Source organism: Pseudomonas sp. AM8 (assembly GCF_036346475.1).
GTDB lineage: Bacteria > Pseudomonadota > Gammaproteobacteria > Pseudomonadales > Pseudomonadaceae > Aquipseudomonas > Aquipseudomonas marginalis.
Genome location: NZ_JAOTNX010000014.1, coordinates 30,889 through 50,258 on the forward strand (window position 1 = coordinate 30,889; position 19,370 = coordinate 50,258).

Annotated in this window: 18 protein-coding genes, 1 tRNA gene and 1 pseudogene; 4 read left to right on the forward strand and 16 right to left on the reverse strand. The window is 60.6% G+C overall.

Annotation, left to right across the window (positions count from 1 at the left end; genetic code table 11):
- Window positions 1–56 precede the first annotated feature (56 nt).
- Together V3W40_RS27960 and ddlA are read left to right on the forward strand one after the other, a co-directional pair.
- A complete protein-coding gene (locus V3W40_RS27960; RefSeq protein ID WP_330216080.1) occupies window positions 57–695 on the forward strand; it encodes a LysE family transporter in 639 nt (212 codons plus the stop codon).
- A gap of 44 nt (window positions 696–739) precedes the next feature.
- Window positions 740–1,834, forward strand: coding sequence for a D-alanine--D-alanine ligase (gene ddlA / locus V3W40_RS27965; protein ID WP_330216081.1), 1,095 nt, complete (start codon window positions 740–742; stop codon window positions 1,832–1,834).
- Between the two features lie 55 nt (window positions 1,835–1,889).
- On the opposite strand, the gene pgeF is transcribed toward ddlA, so the two are convergent.
- The 9 genes from pgeF to V3W40_RS28010 all read right to left on the reverse strand — a co-directional run bounded on the left by pgeF (window position 1,890) and on the right by V3W40_RS28010 (window position 12,988).
- Window positions 1,890–2,612 carry a peptidoglycan editing factor PgeF gene (pgeF, locus tag V3W40_RS27970; protein ID WP_330216082.1) on the reverse strand — a complete coding sequence of 241 codons (723 nt, stop codon included), beginning with the start codon at window positions 2,610–2,612 and terminating at the stop codon, window positions 1,890–1,892.
- A 23-nt stretch (window positions 2,613–2,635) separates the two neighbouring features.
- Window positions 2,636–4,465 carry a gamma-glutamyltransferase gene (gene ggt / locus V3W40_RS27975; RefSeq protein WP_330216083.1) on the reverse strand — a complete coding sequence of 610 codons (1,830 nt, stop codon included), beginning with the start codon at window positions 4,463–4,465 and terminating at the stop codon, window positions 2,636–2,638.
- Window positions 4,466–4,501: 36 nt separating this feature from the next.
- Window positions 4,502–5,281, reverse strand: coding sequence for a PhzF family phenazine biosynthesis protein (locus tag V3W40_RS27980; protein WP_065924006.1), 780 nt, complete (start codon window positions 5,279–5,281; stop codon window positions 4,502–4,504).
- 100 nt (window positions 5,282–5,381) lie between these two features.
- Window positions 5,382–7,823, reverse strand: a complete 2,442-nt coding sequence (locus tag V3W40_RS27985; RefSeq protein WP_330216084.1) for a TonB-dependent siderophore receptor — start codon at window positions 7,821–7,823, stop codon at window positions 5,382–5,384.
- A 104-nt stretch (window positions 7,824–7,927) separates the two neighbouring features.
- Window positions 7,928–8,884, reverse strand: coding sequence for a FecR family protein (locus V3W40_RS27990; protein WP_330216085.1), 957 nt, complete (start codon window positions 8,882–8,884; stop codon window positions 7,928–7,930).
- A complete protein-coding gene (locus tag V3W40_RS27995) occupies window positions 8,877–9,404 on the reverse strand; it encodes an RNA polymerase sigma factor (protein WP_065948510.1) in 528 nt (175 codons plus the stop codon). The genes V3W40_RS27990 and V3W40_RS27995 overlap by 8 nt, the downstream gene beginning before the upstream one ends.
- Before the next feature lie 132 nt (window positions 9,405–9,536).
- Window positions 9,537–10,370 (reverse strand): EamA family transporter, encoded by an 834-nt coding sequence (locus V3W40_RS28000; RefSeq protein ID WP_330216086.1) that lies wholly within the window; start codon window positions 10,368–10,370, stop codon window positions 9,537–9,539.
- 229 nt (window positions 10,371–10,599) lie between these two features.
- Window positions 10,600–11,508, reverse strand: a complete 909-nt coding sequence (locus V3W40_RS28005) for a transporter (protein WP_330216087.1) — start codon at window positions 11,506–11,508, stop codon at window positions 10,600–10,602.
- A gap of 232 nt (window positions 11,509–11,740) precedes the next feature.
- A complete protein-coding gene (locus V3W40_RS28010; protein WP_330216088.1) occupies window positions 11,741–12,988 on the reverse strand; it encodes an acyl-CoA dehydrogenase family protein in 1,248 nt (415 codons plus the stop codon).
- A gap of 506 nt (window positions 12,989–13,494) precedes the next feature.
- On the opposite strand from V3W40_RS28010, the pseudogene V3W40_RS34930 reads away from it, so the two are divergent.
- Window positions 13,495–14,094: pseudogene (locus V3W40_RS34930) on the forward strand (helix-turn-helix domain-containing protein); the annotation flags it as partial.
- Between the two features lie 383 nt (window positions 14,095–14,477).
- Here the strand turns inward: V3W40_RS34930 and V3W40_RS28020 are convergent.
- From V3W40_RS28020 to V3W40_RS28045, 6 genes are all read right to left on the reverse strand, one after another.
- A complete protein-coding gene (locus V3W40_RS28020; protein ID WP_330216089.1) occupies window positions 14,478–15,155 on the reverse strand; it encodes an energy-coupling factor ABC transporter permease in 678 nt (225 codons plus the stop codon).
- Window positions 15,156–15,223: 68 nt separating this feature from the next.
- Window positions 15,224–15,664 (reverse strand): nitrile hydratase accessory protein, encoded by a 441-nt coding sequence (locus V3W40_RS28025; RefSeq protein WP_330216090.1) that lies wholly within the window; start codon window positions 15,662–15,664, stop codon window positions 15,224–15,226.
- Complete coding sequence (nthB, locus tag V3W40_RS28030; RefSeq protein ID WP_065948489.1) at window positions 15,661–16,314, reverse strand: nitrile hydratase subunit beta; 654 nt, start codon at window positions 16,312–16,314, stop codon at window positions 15,661–15,663. Before nthB ends, V3W40_RS28025 begins: the two co-directional genes overlap by 4 nt.
- Window positions 16,315–16,334: 20 nt before the next feature.
- The gene (gene nthA, locus V3W40_RS28035) at window positions 16,335–16,967 is read right to left on the reverse strand and encodes a nitrile hydratase subunit alpha (protein ID WP_027606924.1); all 633 of its coding nucleotides are present in this window, start codon (window positions 16,965–16,967) and stop codon (window positions 16,335–16,337) included.
- A gap of 91 nt (window positions 16,968–17,058) precedes the next feature.
- Window positions 17,059–17,547, reverse strand: coding sequence for a group I truncated hemoglobin (locus V3W40_RS28040; RefSeq protein ID WP_027606923.1), 489 nt, complete (start codon window positions 17,545–17,547; stop codon window positions 17,059–17,061).
- A gap of 716 nt (window positions 17,548–18,263) precedes the next feature.
- A tRNA-Met gene (locus V3W40_RS28045) sits at window positions 18,264–18,340 on the reverse strand.
- Between the two features lie 86 nt (window positions 18,341–18,426).
- Here V3W40_RS28045 and V3W40_RS28050 point away from each other — a divergent pair.
- Window positions 18,427–18,549: a hypothetical protein gene (locus V3W40_RS28050; RefSeq protein ID WP_268876142.1), complete on the forward strand. Its 123-nt coding sequence runs from the start codon at window positions 18,427–18,429 to the stop codon at window positions 18,547–18,549.
- A gap of 151 nt (window positions 18,550–18,700) precedes the next feature.
- On the opposite strand, the gene V3W40_RS28055 is transcribed toward V3W40_RS28050, so the two are convergent.
- Window positions 18,701–19,252 carry an RNA polymerase sigma factor gene (locus V3W40_RS28055; protein ID WP_065924015.1) on the reverse strand — a complete coding sequence of 184 codons (552 nt, stop codon included), beginning with the start codon at window positions 19,250–19,252 and terminating at the stop codon, window positions 18,701–18,703.
- Window positions 19,253–19,370: the final 118 nt, after the last annotated feature.

The window sequence follows — 19,370 nt, forward strand, 5'->3', positions numbered from 1 at the left end:
GGTGGCGGGCGAGGTCTATGCTCCTTGCTCGTGCCCTGCGCTGATGGAACCGCCCAATGGAATTTATCAACCCTGCCTACGTGGCTCCCCTGGTCTCGCTGGCCCTGCTGTGGACGATGGCGGTGGTGACGCCGGGTCCCAACTTCTTCAACACGGCACAGTTGGCTGCCAGTTGTTCGCGCCGCCATGGCGTGGTGGCTTCGGCGGGCGTGGCCACCGGCACGATCATGTGGGGGCTGGCGGGTGGCCTGGGCATCAAGTCGCTGTTTACCGCTGCGCCCATGTTGTACCTGGCGTTCAAGATCATCGGCGGCTGCTACCTGATTTACCTGGGGCTGAAACTGTTCAAGCGCTCGGCGCCGGCGATGGGCCAGAGCCTGTTGCCGGATGTACCCCGGCGCTCGCTGTTTTCCGCCTGGCGCCTGGGGTTGCTGGGCAACCTGTCCAACCCCAAGGCCGCGTTGTTCGTCGCCACCATCTTCGCGTCCACCATGCCACTGTCGCCATCCCCCGCGCTGCTGGCCCTGGCGGTGATCACCATGGCCAGCTTGTCGTTCAGCTGGTATGCCTGCGTGGCGCTGGTGTTTTCCAGCGAGCGCATGGCCAACCTCTACAGTCGTTCGCGCAAGTGGCTCGACCGTTTTGCCGGCGGTTGCTACGTGCTGTTCGGCGCCCATCTGGTAGCGAATCGCTGACCGTCCGTGGTAAGAAGCCTTACTTTCAACAGTGAGGCTGGGTCATGAGCAAGGTGCGGGTAGGGATTATTTTTGGTGGCCGTTCGGCCGAGCACGAAGTCTCGTTGCAGTCGGCGCGCAATATTGTCGATGCACTCGACCGCACACGCTTCGAGCCGGTTTTGATCGGCATCGACAAGGCCGGCCACTGGCACCTCAACGACACCTCGAACTTCCTGATCAACCAGGAAAACCCGGCACTCATCGCCCTCAACCAATCCAACCGCGAACTGGCGGTGGTGCCCGGCAAGGCCAGCCAGCAGGTGGTGGAAACCTCCGGCAACGGCCTGCTGGCACACATCGACGTGATCTTCCCCATTGTCCACGGCACCCTTGGCGAAGACGGCTGCCTGCAAGGCCTGTTGCGCATGGCTGACCTGCCTTTCGTCGGCTCCGACGTGCTCGGCTCGGCGGTGTGCATGGACAAGGACATCAGCAAACGCCTGCTGCGTGATGCCGGCATTGCGGTGACACCGTTCATCACCCTGACCCGCAGCAACGCCGCGCGCACTTCCTTTGACGCGGCGGTGAATAAACTCGGCCTGCCAATGTTCGTCAAACCGGCCAACCAGGGTTCTTCGGTGGGTGTGAGCAAGGTTGGCAACGAGGCTGAGTACCACGCCGCGGTTGAACTGGCCCTGGGTTTTGATCAAAAGGTGCTGGTGGAGTCGGCGGTCGAGGGCCGCGAAATTGAATGCGCCGTGCTGGGCAACGAAAACCCTGTCGCCAGCGGCTGTGGCGAGATCGTGGTGAACAGCGGCTTTTACTCCTACGACAGCAAATACATCGACGGCCAGGCGGCCCAGGTGGTGGTGCCGGCCGACATCAGCCATGCAGCCAGTGAGCGGATCCGCCGCTTGGCCCTTGAGGCGTTTGAGGTGTTGGGCTGCGCAGGGTTGGCGCGGGTCGATGTGTTCTTGACCGACGACGGCGAAGTGCTGATCAACGAAATCAACTCACTGCCCGGCTTCACCCGCATCAGCATGTACCCCAAGTTGTGGCAGGCAGCGGGCATGAGCTACAGCGAGTTGGTGAGCCGCTTGATCGAGCTGGCGTTGGAGCGGCATGCGGGGCGGAAGGGGTTGAAGATCAGCCGTTAACGGATGGGATAAATACCTGTGGCAAGCCCGCTCGCCACAAGGGGGCGTAGGTTCGTCAGGGTCTACGAGCAATCCACGAATAAATCAACGTCTTCGCTTCCTCCGGCTGATGCGTCCTTCTGCGGTAGCTGGCAAACGTCGGCGACGTACAGTAGGTGCAGACCTCGCTCACGTCGATCTGCTCACGCTTGACGCCCGCCGCTTGCAGCAGCAACAACCCATACCCGCTCAAGTCAAACCACGCACTGCCTGCTTGTCGTGCATGGGGCGGAGTAATTTCGGGGGACCGCAGCGGTGCCGGTTGCACGAAGCTCCACGGTGCCTGGGCGTGTTGCCACAGGTGCCCTTGGTCACTCTGGAAGTCGGCGATAAACCCTTCGCTCACTTCATAACAGCACGGCTTGATCGATGGGCCGATAGCCACTTGCAGTTGGTCGGCTGCAATCCCCTCGGCGGCAAAGCGCTGTATGACGTTGGCGATAATCCCGCGTTGCAGCCCCTTCCAGCCGCCATGGACTGCGGCCACCCGTTCGCCGGTTTTCGACGCGAACAGAATGGGCAGGCAATCTGCGGTGATCACCGCGATCGGGTGAGCGTGGTGCGTCAACACACCATCGGCCTCGATCGTATTGGCCACCTGGCCGGCCTGCCATTCAATCACCGAGGCGCTGTGCACTTGCTTGCAGATGAACACTTCATCCGGGCGCCGTGGGTCATCGATCGAACAGAAACCGTGGTCGATGCCAGGGATGGCAGCGAGATTTTCAGCCTGATGCAAGGGATCACCTCCGTTCAATAAAGTCAGTCGCCGAGCGCTTCGCCTTCGCGCCGAGGGTCGGCGCCGCCGCTGAGCGACACCTTACCCTGGGCGTCCCGCTTGAGCACGATGGCCTGGATGCCGCTGGTCATGTCTATCTCGCTCAGCTCATGGCCCTTGTCCTTCAACACCTGCTTCAGGCCTGGGCTGAACAAGCCCGCCTCCAGCTCGGTAGCCCCATTGCGGCTGCCGAAATTGGGCAGGCCGATGGCGGTTTGCGGGTCGAGGTTCCAGTCGAGCATCGCCACCAGGGATTTGCTCACGTACTCGATGATTTGCGAGCCGCCCGGCGAACCGAGCGTAGCCAGCAATTCACCGCTCTCGCGGTCGAACACCAGGGTCGGCGCCATGGCCGAGCGTGGGCGTTTGCCGGGTTGCACGCGGTTGGCGACCGGCTGGCCGTTTTCTTCGGGGATGAAGGAGAAGTCGGTCATCTGGTTATTGAGCAAAAAGCCTCGGACCATTACATGGGAGCCAAACGCGGCTTCCACCGTGGTGGTCATCGACACGGCGCCGCCCAGGTCATCGACGGCGACGACTTGTGACGTGGAGATGCGCAGTGGCGAACGGTCTGGTGCGTAGGCGACTTGAATACCCGCCGGTCGGCCCGGCTTGGCGATGCCCATGCTGCGCTCGCCGATCAGCGTGGCACGCTGTGCGAGGTAATTCGGAGCCACGAGGCCGGCCACCGGCACCGGTGTGAAGTCCGCATCGGCCACGTACAGCGCGCGGTCGGCAAAGGCCAGGCGACCGGCTTCGGCGATCAGGTGCACGGCCTCGGGCGTGGGCTCAAGCCCGGCAGGCGAGGCGCTTTTTATCGGTGTCATCGGCGCGATGGCCAGGTGCGGGTCGCGGGCTTCCAGGGCCTGCAATGTGCCGAGCATCTGCGCCACCGCAATCCCGCCTGAGGACGGCGGCGGCATGCCGCAGACTTTCCAGCGCTTGTAATCGGTGCACAGCGGCACGCGTTCCTTGGCGACGTAGCCCTTGAGGTCGGCTTGAGTCAGGCTGCCCGCATTACGGTTGCCCTGCACCTTGCGCGCAATCTCATCGGCAATCGGCCCGTGGTACAAGGCGTCCGGTCCTTCCTTGGCGATGCGCTTGAACACAGCGGCCAGTGCCGGGTTTTTCAGTCGTGTACCGGTGGCTTTAGGCGTGCCATCGGCATTCAGGAAGTAGGCCGCCATCTCCGGCGATTGCGGGATAAAGCGGTCAGCGGCGATCAGGCTGTGCAAGCGCGGTGAAATCGCGAAGCCCTGCTCCGCTAAGCGAATCGCCGGCTCGAACAGCTGGGCCCATTGCAGGCGGCCGGTCTTCCTATGGGCCATTTCCAGGGCCCGCAGCACCCCTGGCGTGCCCACCGAACGCCCGCCGATCTGCGCGTCGGTGAAGGCCATCGGCGTGCCGTCGGCGTTCAGGAACAACCGCTCGGTCGTCCCGGCCGGGGCCGTTTCCCGCCCGTCATAGGCGTGCACGTTTTTCCCATCCCACAGCATGATGAACGCACCGCCGCCAATGCCGGAGGATTGTGGTTCCACCAGGGTCAACACCGCCTGCATCGCAATGGCAGCGTCAATGGCCGACCCGCCCTGGCGCAACATCTCGCGTCCGGCCTCGGCCGCCAGCGGGTTGGCAGCGGCGGCCATATGGCGCTCGGCATGGCGGGTGCTGAGGTCGGTGCGATAGCCCGAGCCCAACTCCGGTGCCGGTGGCTGTTCGTTGACCGGGGTGTGGCAGGCAGCCAGGGCAAGGGCTGCCGCCATGAGCGACAGTTGGCGGCGGGAAATCGAAAACACGTGCTGAACTCCGTTCATTGTGCGAATGATCTGTTGTCCATGGGGCGCTGCGGTTTACAGGTAAATCGTGCCTTGCATGTACAACACTGCCTTGCCGGAAATAATCACGCGGTCGCCCTGCAGCTCGCAGTGCAATTGGCCCTTGCGCTGGCCCCCTTGCTCGGCCGTCAAGTGCGATTTGCCCAGGCGCTCGGCCCAGAACGGTGCCAGCGAGGTGTGTGCCGAGCCGGTGACCGGGTCTTCATCGATCCCCACATTCGGCCCGAACCAGCGCGAAATGAAATCAAACCGGGTGCTCTTGGCGGTGACTGCAATCCCGCGCTTGGGCAGGCCCTTGAGCCGCGCAAAGTCAGGCGTCAGCGCGGCGACCTGGGCTTCGTCGTCCACCAGCACGATGTAGTCATCGGTGCCGAACACGTCGGCGCTCTCGATCCCCAGGGCACTCAACATTCCAGCGGGCGGTTCGCAACGCTGTGGTTGCCGGGCGGGGAAATCCATCGCCAGTTCATCGCCATTGCGCGTCACCCGTAGCTCGCCGCTGCGGGTGGCAAAGCGCAGCACCTGGGGTGCATCCGCCAGCGCGTGAATCAACACCCACGCCGTCGCCAGCGTGGCATGGCCGCACAGGTCGACTTCGACTTGCGGGGTAAACCAGCGCAACTCGTAGAACCCATCGCGGGGCACGAAGTAGGCGGTTTCGGATAGGTTGTTTTCTGCGGCGATATGCTGCAGTTGCTCATCGGGCAGCCACTCGGTGAGCGGGCACACCGCGGCAGGGTTGCCGCCGAAGGCATGTTGGCTGAAGGCGTCGACTTGGTAGATGTCCAGTTTCACCGTGAAGCACTCCGTGCGTGGGGGGAGGCTGGACACTAACAGTGGTAAGGGAGGGCGTCAAAAGCGGCCTACCCCGGGATAGGCCGTGTGGCTCAGGCAATCAGAAGTCCCAGCGCGTGGTCAGCATGAAGTGACGCGGTGCGCCGTAGATGGCGGAGTTGTAGAAGCCTACGTTGGTGTAATAGGGCTTATCGAACACGTTATTGAGGTTCAGCGTGGTCGACAGGTTTTTCGTGAATTGGTAGCGCGTCATCAGGTCCACCACCCAGTAGGACTCCTGGGAAAATTTCTCGGTGGTGTTTTTGGGGCTGTTGTAGATGTCCTGCCACACCGTATTCTGCCAGCGCAGGCCACCGCCGACGCTGACTTTGTCCAGCTCGCCCTTGAGCTTGTAGATCGTGAACATGCTCACTTGATCCTCGGGCTCGAAGGTCGAGATTTTTTTGCCGGCGTCGTCGCGTACCACCTTGTGGGTGTAGCCACCCTGCAACTGCCAGCCTGGAGCGATTTCGCCGGACAGTTCCAGTTCGTAGCCCTTGGTCGTCGCGTCGGTGCCCTTGAAGGCAAAGTTGGGCGGTGTCGGGGTTTGGTTGTTGTACGCATCGTCGGGCAGGGAGCGGTTGCTTTCCTTCACCTCGAAGTACGCCAAGCTGGCGTTCAGGCGACCGTCGAGGAACTCACCCTTGAGGCCCACTTCATAGTTCTCGCCTTCGTCCGGGTCAATCAACTTGCGGTTACGGTCGAGGTTGTAGCTTTCCTGGGGCATGAAGACATCGGTGTAGCTGACATAGGCCGACAGGTTGTCCGTGAGGTCATAGATGGCCCCGGCATAGGGAATGAAGCGTCCGGTTTCACGGTAGGTATCGGTGCTGCCGGTCAGGGTGTAGTCGACCACGCGCCCGCCGAGCAACAGTTTCAGGTCGTTGCTGAGGTTCCAGCGGGTGGTGAGGTACATGCCGGTCTGGCGAATGGTGTCGTCGGTGACTTGGGAGGCCACGCCCCAGTCGGGCTTGGCCAGGTTGCCATGCCAGTTGACGTAGTCGACCAGGTTGGCGGTGGGGAAGGTTTCGTCCCAATAGCCCTTGCCCTTCCAGTGGGCGGTGCTGATGGATCCACCGACCACCAGGTCATGTTCACGCCCGAGGAAATTGAACGGGCCGCTGATATACAGGTCGGCCGAGTCGCTGGTGGTTTCGCCCTTGTAGCGCTGGGCGTTGATATTGGCAGTGCCGTCCGCCGCCGGCTGGTAGAACTGGATCGCACCCATCTGGGCGTCGTAGCCGTTGAGCTTGTGGTCCAGTTGCAGTTTGGTCACCCAGCCGTCGCCGAGGTCGTGCTCCAGGTTCGCGAACACCGTGCGGGTGTATTGCTGCCAACTGCTCCAATCAGTGGCATTGCTGAAGGAACGCTTGGCATTGTTCAACTCGCCGGCATGGTTGAACAGCGGGAAGCTGCCGGACCAAGTGGAGCCTTTGGGTTTGCTGTCCTGATAATCGGCGCCCACGGTGAGCAAGGTGTCGGGTGACAGGTCGAATTCGAGAATGCCGTAGAACACCGAGCTTTTGTTCGAGTAGCGGTCGATCCACGACTTGTTGTCCTGATAGGCCGCCACCGCACGCCCACGCACATTGCCGGTTTCGGTCAGCGGGCCGCTGACGTCCACTTCCGTGCGGTAGTGATCCCAGGTGCCCGCCGCCGTGGTGATGTGGCCGAGAAATTCCGCCGTAGGCTTCTTGCGCACCAGGTTGATGGTGCCGCCCAGGGAACCGGCGCCGCTGAGCAGGCCGGAGGCGCCCTTGAGCACTTCGACCCGGTCGTAGATCGCCATGTCGCTCAGGGTGTTGCCCGCCGAATAGGCCACGTTGCGCACGGCCGAGGGAATACCGTCGTACTGGAAATTGTTGATCGAAAAACCGCGCGAGTAGTAATTGCTGCGGTCGGTGTCGTAGGCCGACACGGTAATGCCAGGGGTATGACGCATCACGTCGTCGACACTGTCGAGGGCGAAGTCATCCATGTGCTGGCGGGTGACGACACTGATGGACTGCGGCGTTTCACGCGGGGTCAGCACCAGGCGCGTGGCCGTGGCGATGGTGCCCGGGGTGTAGGAGCCGGTGCCTTCGGTGACGGTGCCCAGTTGGTTGCTGATCACGGTGGTGGTGCCCAGTTGCAGGGCCGCGCCGGGTTGTGCGGTGCGGGTCAGTATGACCGCGTTGGGACCATTGAGCTCGAAGCTCAGGGGCGTGCCTTTGAGTAACTGGGCCAGCGCCTCCAGGGCGGTCATGCGGCCGCTGACGCCAGGCGACTCGACGCCTTGGGCCAAGTCCGCCGCATAGGCAATTTGCAGCCCGCTCTGCACACTCAATTGATCCAGGGCATTGACCAGCGACTGACGCGCTATGGCAAAGCTGCGGGTATCTGCTGCTTCACGAATGGCCGGCTTGCCCGCCGGTTCCACGGCAACCGCAATGTTGCACGCCAGGCAGACGGCAAGCGCAAGGATGCTACGGGCGTGGGTCGGATTGAGTGCTGGAAAGTACATGTGAGCCCCGTTAGAAATAGGAATGATTTGCAAAGGCAAAGTTCTTGACGGGTTGAAGCTTCGAAAGCCGTAAAACTTTTTGCGACGGGGTCAGGGGCTCTGTATCAGCGAATAATCAGGATGCCACCCGGCAGGCGCTGGATGTGGGTGGAAGTGACTCTACTCAACGCCTGCACGATCGCCTGGGGGTCATCCAATTGGTAATTGCCGCTGACCCGCTCACCAGCAGCGGTATCGTTCAATAGCAGGATCGGTGAGGGGTAATAGCGACGGATCTCTGACAACACCTGTGCCAGCGGCGCGTTCTGGAACGACAGCCGTCCGTTGATCCAGGCCATCTGCTGTTCGCCACCTTCCAGGGACAGCGGTTGCAGATGCCCACCCAGCAACTGTTGCCAGTTGCCCGCCTGCAACAGGCTCTGTTCGCCCTTGCGGTTGGCGAAGCGCACCTGGCCTTGTCGCACGGCGACGGTGACGCCCGCGTCGCGCTGGCTGACGCTGAATTGCGTGCCGACTACGGTCACGCTGGCCTCGGCGGTTTCGATGCTAAGAGGGCGCTCTGAGTCGTGTGCGGCTTCGACGTAGAGCTCGCCACGCAGCAGCTTGATGCGGCGATGAGCGCCGTCGAAAGCGATGCTGATTGCGCTGCGGCTGCCCAGCACGATGTGCGAGCCGTCCTCCAGATCAAAGCGTTCCAACTGCGCAACGTCGGTCATGTGGTCAGCCTGCAGGCGCATCGGCACATCGGTCATCCAGCCGATGCCCAGCGTGATCAACATGGCAGCGGCGGCAGCCATGAAGCGTGTCTTGCGGTGCGTGGCGGCTTGCGGGGCAGGGGGCAATTCCAGGTCGCTGGCGAGGTTTTTCAAGGCTTGCTCGAAGGCGCGGCTTTCCCACATCGCGGCCAGTTCCGCATACGCCGTGGCGTGCCGGGGATCCGCATCACGCCACTGCTCAAAGCGCAGGCGGGTGATGGGGTTGCGCACCGTCTCATCGCGCAGGGCGAACCAGTCGGTCGCCTGCTTACGTATGGCATCGGGGGTGTCGGCGCGATCAATCATGGTCGGTCGTTTGCTTGACGCAGGCAGTGAGGGCTTGGCGCAGATCTTTTTCCACCGTGCTCAACGACACCTGCAGGCGTTGGGCGATTTCGCTTTGGGACAGGTCATGCAATCGATGCAATACCAGGATTTGTTGCTGGCGTTTGGGCAAGGTAGCGAGCACCTGTTGAAACTGCAGCAGTTGTTGTTGGCCCTGGGCCTGGCTCTCCGGACCGGGTGCCGTGGTGGGCACCTCGACAACCAGGCTTTCGGCCAGATGGCACTCATAGCGCCTTTTACTGCGCACACTGCGCAGATGATCAAAAGCCAGGTACTGCGCAGTTTGATAAAGAAACGGCTTCAAGTGTTCGATAGGGCGAGCGTACAGCGCTTTCGCCACCTTCAGGTAGGTTTCCTGGGCCAGGTCCTCCGCCTGGCTCGAACAGCCGACGACGCGCGACAGCATACGGATTAACGCACTGCGCTGCCCGATAAAAACGGCGCTGAGTTTTTCCTGATCCCCTGGCGTCCCTGTCTCCATGGCCCCGATACCCTGATGCGGCGTTGCGCGAATAGTAGGCATATTAATGAGAAGCGGTCTCATTTGATAGGGCGGCGGGTGATTTGTTTGGAGAGCAGTCCTGCCGGGCGTGTCATGGGTTCGACCGGCGCGTCAGCCCAGCCGCAACACCATAGCTCCACTGGCAATGATGCACGCAGCCATGATGCGGCGGCGGGTCAGTTGCTCTTTGAGCACCAGTGCCGAGATCACCACGCCAAACAGGATCGACGTCTCCCTGAGCGCCGAAACCGTGGCGATCGGTGCCGCCGTCATTGCCCAAAGCGCCAGGCCGTAGGACACGACGGTGCCGAAGCCACCGATAACACCTGGGCGCCAGTGGCGCGCCAGATAGCGGCAGAATTCGCGCCGCCTGACGGCAAATGCCCATACGGCAAGCGCGATGCCGGTGAGCAGGAATATCCACAGCGTATAGGCCGCCGGGGCGCCGGACTTGCGCACACCCACACCGTCGATAAGGGTGTAGCCGGCGATGACTGCCGCGTTGACCAGCGCCAGGAGCATGCCTTTTCGCTGACCGATGCTGGGGGCGGCAGCCATGCTCAAAATGCCGATGCAGATGATGGCAATGCCGAGCCAGGCAAATGAGGACAAGGATTCGGACAACAGTCCCACGCTCGCTGTCGCCACCAGCAACGGCGCGGTGCCGCGCATGATCGGGTAGGTCTGGCTCATGTCGGCAATGCGGTAAGTCGAGGCGACCAGCACGAAATACACCACCTGCAAAATCACTGACGCGCCGATGAAGGGCCAACTTTCCTTGGCCGGCAGTTCCAGAAACGGAATGACCGTCGCTGCGATCAGCGATGCAATGGACGCGATCATGCAGGTGGTCAGCAGCTTGTTGTCACCGCCCTTGACCACGGCATTCCAAGTAGCGTGCAACGCAGCGCCCAGCATGATGATTGCGAACACATCAAGGCTCATGAAGGGACATCCTATTGGCTCAGTTCTGTATCCAGGAGGGGGGGCTGCGAGTATGCCCCAGGCACTTTCTTCAAGGCATAAAAAAACGCGCTACCTTTCGGTAAGCCGTTATCAGTAGAGGGCTACGCGTCAATTGAGGGCAAATGCTGTTCGATTACGCCTGGTCGCCCCATGCCCGGATATGTTTCAACGCCAGGCGTTATCGAGTAGCCCTGAATGAGATTTTTGCTCAGAACACCTGCAACAGTCGAACGTTGATGCGGGCGCTTTCCTTGAAGCCATTTTCCACCTCAAGGTCGCGCCCGAGCGCCACCAGCACCTGCGTCTTCGGGCGGATGAAGTAACTGCCACCCACGCTGATTTTTCGTTGCCGAGCTTCGTCGTCGCTGTCAACGCCATTGACTCGGGTCTCACCGCCCCAGGTCTGCGACAGGCCGACGAAAGCGTTGGCTCCGGGGGTGAACTGGTAACGCAAATATCCCTGCCCCTGGTAGAGCTGTTTCTGCTTGAGCGTGTCGCCGGCAGCGCCGTAGTTGTCGTTCTTGCCGTGGAACATGACGTCGCCGGTCAAATCGACATACCAATTGTCGGTCAGCCCTTTGACGAAACCTACCTGTAAATCAAATTTCCAGCGGTTCTCACCCAGATTGAGCGGGCGGTCGTGGCTATAGCTACCCGTTGGAAGGTACAGATAGGGCGCTATGGCTAGATAGGTGCGAGACGCTGAGTCGTTGATCAACCAGATTGGTGCGGCCAGGATAATGTCACCTACCCCGCTGGTCTTGCCCAGTGCACTCGTGTCGCGCCCGGCATCCAGCCGGCCAAACGGTACCAGGATCTGGGGGCCTACCGTCAGCCCGCCAATCGTGGTGTAGTGCACCAGCCTCCCGATACCGACATCCGAGACCAGCCGAGGATCCCGCGCCGTCTGCCGTCCCTGGGCATAGAGTTTGTTGCGCTCGGCATGCTGCAGGTACAGCAACCCCGCCGTCGTACCCTCCGGCGCCGGGACGAAATCACCGATGTCCACATCGATGGCGCGCGCGGTCATCGGCACCATCGTGACCATCGGTAGACAGGCCAAGGCCAATACCTTGTTCATGCAGCTCAGGGGCGAGTGGGTACCGGCCTTTGACACGTGGCCGGTCCTGCGGGCGACGCTGGAGAATGCTTGGGTCATTACGGAAGTCCTCTCTCGAGTAGTCATCTGTCATTGATCGGTCGGCGAAGTGCGGCGACACAGGACAACGCGGCAGTGCGCATGACAAAGATAGGGGGGACGTGCCCCAAGTCGCTTTGTTGGGGCGGTCATTCGTTGTGCTGGGAAGGACAGTTGCTCGGCGCTTACGCCTCGTGGCCTGGGGGCCGTTTCAATTGCGTGCCTCTGCGCCGGCCATGGCGTCGTAGGCCGGCGAGCGCAGCAGCGCATGGAGTTGCCGGCGGCGGACCCCCACGTTGCCGCCGTCGTACAGGGGAAAACACAGCGCGTCCTGCATCAGGCCGGCCAACGGGTAGAGGTCGGTATAGGCATCGACACCGACAACGCGCATGGCATCGTAGACAGCCTGAACGCACAGTTCCGAACAGTGAACCTTGGTGATGATGGCCAGTTCGCGGCTGCGTCCCTGGGTGATATCGAGCTGGTGACAGGCTTTCCAGGTCAGGTAGCGCGCGGCCTCGATGCGCATCTTGATATCGGCCAGCATGAAGCCAACGTTCTGGTGCTCAATCACAGGCACCGTGCCGGAGCGCTTGTCGGTGCGGGCAAACTTCAAGGCGACGTCGAAGGCCGCGCGCATCACACCTACGCAGGCCGCGCCGATGAGCGCCGCAGTCCAGGAGAAGGCATCTTCCACCATGGCAATGCCATCGCCCGGCTTGCCCACAATATTGGCCGCCGGCACGCGCACATTGTTGAAATGGATGCGCGGCGAGATCGTCGCGCGATGGCCGACGGTATCGAGAAAGCCCGCGATCTCGATGCCCTGGGCGCTGCCGGGCACCATGATGACCGCCAGCGATTGCTGCGGCGGCAGGGCCGCATCGGTGCGGCATATGACGCTGTACAGGTGCGCGCCCTTGCCGTCCCAACCGGTGCCGTTGGTGGTGTAGTGCTTTGCGCCGTTGATGACCCATTCGTCGCCTTCGAGGCGGGCGAATGTCTGCACGCCGGCGGAGGGGTCGGGGCTGTCGTAGTTAGCGCCGCCGGTGACCTCAGTGAAGGCCAGGGCGGCCAGGCGCGAGCCATCTTCGACGAAGTCCGGCAGGAAGCGGCGCTTCTGCTCCTCGGTGCCGTGGTGCAGCACCGCGTGCAAACCCAGACCGGTGCCCAGCAAGGCCGAAGGCAAGTTGACGTCGGCGGCGGCGAGTTCTTCGGCAGCCAAGGCAAAATCCAGCGTGGTCAGGGCGCTGCCGCCGAACGAGGTTGGCAGCAACGCCTTGATGAAGCCGGCGTCGACCATTGCATCGTAGAACGGCCGCGTGGCGTAGAACCGGTCTTCCGGTCGCGCGATTGGGGCGATGGTGGGGGCGACCTTGCTGAGGACTTCGGCGGCGAAGGTTCGCGCGCTTGCCTGTAAAGCCTTCTGTGATTCGGTGAGCTGGAAATCGATAGCCATGGGAAGCGACCTTTCTTGCGGTGGGTTAGGTAACGGACAACCCATCGTAGGCAGCCGGACTGCCTCGGTCTCGCTGGAGCGTGCAAGCCCAATTGACGATTTGCGCAAGGGCACAGGGCTTTTCCACTGAGGTCGTGCCTTCTGCAGAAAGAGCCTGTAGCGGGTGAATGCCCCCTTGGTTCTGGCGCGGACTTTGCGTCTTTCTGCCGCGGGTCACATGGGTTCAGTCCTGCGCCTGTTTATCCGGCGAAAACTGCACCGGCATGACGCATTCGCATTCCCGCCGTGCACAGCGCAGGCACAACCGAAAATGCCGTGCCAGGGTGCCTGCAAGCCCATCAACCGACGACTTGCCTTTGCGTGCAAGACCAGTTGACGATCTGTGCAACAGGAGGCACACATGACACGTCTGAGCGGCCCGCCCTACCGTGACATTGGCTCAGAAATCAGTCGCTGGCTTGCGCTCGCGATGATTGTCTTTTGCGCCACTGAGGGGTGACCGCAGGATGCAAATCTGGACTACCGAAGCGTGCGTGCAGCGCGAAAGATTCAGCTACTGGCGTGAGGTCCTCTGCGAAGCCTTCGTCTCGCTCAATCCCATCCTCAAGCAAGAGCCTGCAGGATCGGACTTCACGGGCGAGGTGAGCTCCCGGCCCCTTTCCATGAGCGCGCAGACCCGCGTGTTTTCCCGTGCGCAGTTCGTCCAACGACGTTGGGATGAAATCCGCCGCAACCCGGTCGAGTTCTGCTTCGCGAACTTCCAGTTGGAAGGGTCATGCGTGGTACGTCAGGATGGGCAGGAGACACTGGTGATGCCCGGTGACTTCTCCGTCGTGGACTCCACGCGTCCCTACTTTCTCGATTTCAGGGAAGATTGGCGCGTGCTGTCATTCCGTATACCCAGGGAGCAACTGGTGTCCAGGCTCGCGGCACCGCGCCAGGCGACAGCACGCTGCGTCAGTGGCCTGATCCGGGAGCTGCGCTTGCGGCACAGCGCGCGCGATCTCTGCAGTTCCGGCCATCCTGGCGTGCTCGCCGTAGCGCTGCGCTGGGGATTTAACGATGCCTCGCATTTCTCCCGGTTGTTCAAGCAACGGTTCGGGATCTCCCCACGCGGACTCGCAGCCAGCGTCGAAGGTGAAGCCAAACCAGGAACGAACAGTTGTGGATCGGTCCAGAGATCTTCTGATCAGGTGAAGACAAGGTTCAGGAACTACAAAGGCGATCAAGGTGCGAGGTGCCGGGATGCGACGCGGCGCAGGGTGACCTGCGGTCATCTGTTGGTAGTCCCCGTTCATCACGGCGCGTTTCGCCATGAATATGGAGCCAGCGGTACTCCCCGGACTGACTTGCGGGGGCTATTTCTGAAACGCATCAACTACCTCCAGTTTTGCTCACGAGGTGTTGAGGTCGTTCTCGCTCTTGATGCCCCGAGCATTGCGGTCTTCGATGCCCGGGGACAGTCTGGATTGGACTGGCGTCTGTCGACTCAGGCGGTCTGGTACAGACGGCGCTCGACCAGCCTGCTGTTACGCAGGCGATGCGTTGCCTTGGCACCGGCCAGCACGGCCAGGTCCAACAGCGGTTCGAGGATGACGACGGTCATGTAGGCACTGCCGAAGGTCAGGACTGACAGTGCGTTCTCTGCCGTGAAGCCCTTCCCGTAGAAGGCCCAGAAGGCAACCCAGGCGACGATGCCTGACTGGAAGGCCGTCGACAGGCCCAGTGCCTGGCGATAGCCCAGATCAACATAGGGCGTGTTTGGCGCGATGATACGCCGCGCCAGGGCAGCAACTGCCAACAGCGGTACCAAAAGGGTGGTGACGTTCATGCCGTACTGCGGCAGGTCGAATGGGGCGAAGAACAGACCCTGGATTAACAGCCCCAAAGCGAGACCTACTGCTGCAGGTGCTGCACCGAACAACAGGAACAGCGTCGAGCCGAGTATGAGATGCACCTCCGAGACGCCAACCGGATGATGCGGTAGCAGTTCAAAGAAGCCAAACACCAGCGCCGTGGCGGCGGCGGCGCGAACTACCAGCGAGACGGCACCTCGTTCGCCAATGGCGTCCGCAACGAGTTTGACGGTGTAGGTGCCGACGCTTGCGGCGGTAACATAGCTCAGCCAGAGTTTTCCGACTTCCACGAGGCCAGGTTCGATATGCATGACGATGACTCCTTGGCCGCCTCTGCGGCTTGCTAGGTAAAAAAGGACAACAAAAAACTGCTCCGCCCTCAGTTAGAGGCTCGGCTGATCGCCACGGGCTCGCGATGCGGCAGATGCTCACCGGTGTGCCCGTGGGCCGGTGGACAACTTGCATTGAGCAAAACCACCGGTTGTCCATGGGGAGTATTCAGGTAGGCCTGCCTCCATTCCTCGCCCCGCTGGACGATGTCCTCCATCCCGGTCAGGCCAAGGGTGGTGACCATTCTTTCCATGGCCGTGATCCATTGCCGGTAATAGGCGTCATTGACGCCTTCTCCGGGTTGCGCCAGGGCGGCCTTGATCTCTTCGCTGAATACCTGCACCCAGTCCGTCCAGGGGAACACGCCGGCTTGGTGCAAGTGCACCAGCAGGGAAAAAGCCTGAGCCTGCCAAGGCTTGTCGAACACCGGGCCTTCATCGTCGAGAGGGAGGCCGACGGCCTTGTAGTCGTGGTGCATGCTCGTGTTCATACGGCCTCCAGGTAGTTGTCCCATAGGTCGATGCACACACTGTCCGGTCGCCGTACTCCCCACAATTCTTCGGCACTGAAGCGTACGGCATAGACCTGCTGCGGCTGTTCGCCCAAACCATGGGCCATCGTGTCCGGGGTAGCGAACGCGCCATGTGCAATCACGATTGTGCCGACCTTACCGCGCGCGTAGCGTGGCAGCCGGGTGTGATTGGTTGGGTTGAGGCACTTCGTTCGCACCCGGTCACCGACTCGGAATTGGCCGGGGACATCTTCTTTTGCCCGCGACGAGGCGCCGCCGAGCACTACGGCGTCGACGATGTCCGGTGTTAACACCGTGACGGGCTGTGTCGGTGGGGTTGGTTTGGCCGTACCCTGCAGTTCGGCGGCGCTGATGACGCCCTTTTCTGTCAGCAGGGTCTCGAAGGCGTGCAGCCAGTGCTCGTAGTAGCTCGACTGCAGGTATTCGGCCGGCTTCATGCGTTCGATGGCGTGGCGGAATTCGTCCACGTTGAAGTACCCGCCGACGAAGAGCGAGGCGAAGAGCGGAAAAACCCTGCGCTCCCAATCATGATGGAAGATGGGTTCGTGCTCTTCCATGAGCACTGGGCCGAAGCCATGCATGCCGCCCAGGTCGTGTATACCATTCATGGGTTTTCTCCTTTTCAGGTTCAGGCTACTTGATCCGGATTCTTAGGCAGTCCGGTGCCGATCATGGCGTCGCGAGTCACGAGTTCGACCAGTTGTTCCTCGTTCCAGCCATCAGTACCCGCCGGACGTTCCGGCAATACCAGATAGCGCAGCTCAGCGCTGCTGTCCCAGACGCGAACTTCCTTGTCATCAGGAATCGTCAGACCGAACTCCGCCAGCACGCCGCGCGGGTCAATGACTATCCTCGAGCGATAAGGTGCGGACTTGTACCAGACCGGTGGCAGGCCCAGGGTCGGCCATGGGTAGCAGGAGCACAGTGTGCATACCGTCACGTTGTGCACGGTCTGGCTGTTCTCCACGACCACCATGTCTTCACCCTGAACACCAGAAAAGCCCAACTCGGCGATGGCTGCGGTGCCATCTTCCAGCAGCCTGTGTTTGTACAGAGGGTCGAACCAGGCTTTCGCTATGACCTGGGCGCCGTTTCTCGGGCCGACCTTGTGTTGGTAGGTGTCCACCAAAGCATCCATGGCTACGGGATCGACCAGGCCCTTTTCCGTCAGCAGGGACTCGAGCGCTTTGACGCGTAGCGCTATGGCCTCCGGTGGCTCAGTGTGGTCGTGATCGTGATGATGTTCGTGCGTATGACTCATGTCTTTGCCCCCTCTGAAGTTGGTGAAATCGCTCCCTGCATTACTCGACGAATGCAGCAATACCAATATCCGGCGCCAGCTTTTTCACAGGTTACTTCCCTCGTTTCGGCCAAATTACCCCAACGCTTTTCATTCCTTTGGCGGGGTCCATTTCGGGGTGTGCGAGTACTACGTCGCGGTAGGAGGGGCTACCAATCACGGCGGGTTTAAACTTGATCAGAAAGTCATTGACCTCTTTGCGCAGATCCGGTGCCAGATCGTAGTCGTTGTAGCATTCCTCAAGACAATCGAGCACGGCTTGCCAGTGCACCTCGGTAAGACCCATTCCGCGATGCGCGGTGACCATGTCCCTACCTCGGTATTTGGCGCTGCCACCCCAATGTTCAGAAAGGAAATCGACAAAGTTGATGTGTTCCTTCTGGAATGTTGATTCGGACATGTGGGCCCAGATATGGCCGATAGCGGGATGTCCCATGGTCTTCCTCAAAACTGCACCTGCGAACTGATAAATGACGTCGTAGCCCCCAAGACGCGCATAGAGGGAGGGCTGTTGTTCCACGGATGGTTGCTGGTCGGTCATGATGCGGTTTCTCCGTTTCGGCTGGGGACGATCTCATTCGCTCAATGTCGCGTTCCGCACGGTTGATAAAGGGTGCGAGAACTTGCGACGAATCCAAATTAGAGCTGCTGTCGAGCGCACGCTTTGCTGGCAAGGACAATCGTTTGGTCTAGACGGACAACGGCTTAGGAAAACCGTGCTTGCAGCAGACGCAAAATGCTGACATCGGAACTGGTCCTGCGGCCATGGGGGTAGATATGATCCGTGACTGGGGTTCCTCTATTTCTGCCTTGACCGGACGGTTCGCTGTTCTAGATCGCTGTGGACGTTGGTGTTTTACGATTGGTCCCATTCCATCGGCGTTGCAGCACCAAGGTCCCGAGTTGCAGCAGGTAAGTGGCAAACTCTTCGGGTGCCATGTCCCATCTCTGTAAAAACCAGGATGAATCGGATAGTCGCTGCTGTTCTCGTAGATGCATGAGACACCTCGTCATTTGTGTTTTTAGGGACACGGCGTGGAGTGAACATTATCTAGGGGAGATGAAGTGTGCTTGGCTCGAATGGACAACCGTTTGGTTAAAAAGGACAGGTATAGATGTCCGGCATGCCAGTGGGCAGCGATGGTGCAGGGTGGGGAGGGATAGACAGGGATAAACGGCCAGACACAAGAAAGCCCGCACTAGGCGGGCTTCTTGAGGTGATTCATAGACTGCTGTAGACATCTATGGATCGGTACTTGGTGGCTACACAGGGACTTGAACCCCGGACCCCAGCATTATGAATGCTATGCTCTAACCAACTGAGCTATGTAGCCAAGTGGCGCGCATTATTCGCGTAGAACGGGAATGCGTCAAGCATTTATTTTGAATTTTTATCTACGCTTTCAATTGTTTATCGGAAATGAGCGAGTTGGGCGACGAGTGGCTGCTGATTCGCTTCTCCCGTGAAGAGACACCCATGGCGCCGAGCAATCCTCGACCGCCGCGCAAACCTGCCCGCCGCTCCTGCTGGCAGCTGGACTGATCGCCCGAGAGCCGTGGGGCTGATGTTCGGTGTTGGTGGGATCGGTGCGGTACTGTCAGGAGGCTGGGCGATCTGCCTGGCACGTATGAAAGAGGTCTGGTTCGGTTGGGCAGATATCCTTGTCGCCCAACGCTTTGCCAGTCAGCCGGATTTACGATTGAAACGGATTCTGGGTGGCGCGCTTGAGTTGTTCGCGTGCGCGCGACAGTCGCGAGCGAACGGTGCCGATGGGGATGTCCAATACGTCGGCTGTGTCCTGATAGCTGCCGTCGGTTTCCAGGGAGGCGTACATCGTCTTGCGCATTTCAGCCGGCAAGTGATCAATGGCGCTCAAGGTGTTCTCCAGGCGGCGGTTGATCTCAAACTCCCAATCCAGATTGTTGTTTTCTTCCTGTCCATGCCACAACGATTCATCAAATTCGCAATGCACGGGTTTGGCATACATGCGCCTGAAGTGGTTGCGAATCAGGTTTTGCGCGATGCCGCACATCCAGGTGCTGAGCGAGGCGTTACCGCAGAAGCGCTCGCGGTTGCGCCAGGCCTCCAGGTACGTCAGTTGCAGAAGATCATCCGCATCTTCGGGGTTGAGTACGCGCTTGTGAATGAAGCGCCTGAGTTTTTTCTGCTGGTCGTCTGTCAGGTGATGCATGAATTGAGGCGAGCTGCCAACGAGGTGAGCTAAAGCTTCAATGGGGAGATTCATGTTTTTTTTCCTTAGGGTAGACGCAGTCGAGCGGGTGTCGACAGGTCCCCTTAGCACTCCCTGTGCCAATCGAAAAAAATACATAACTATATGATTTGTATATATAAATATTTTTAGC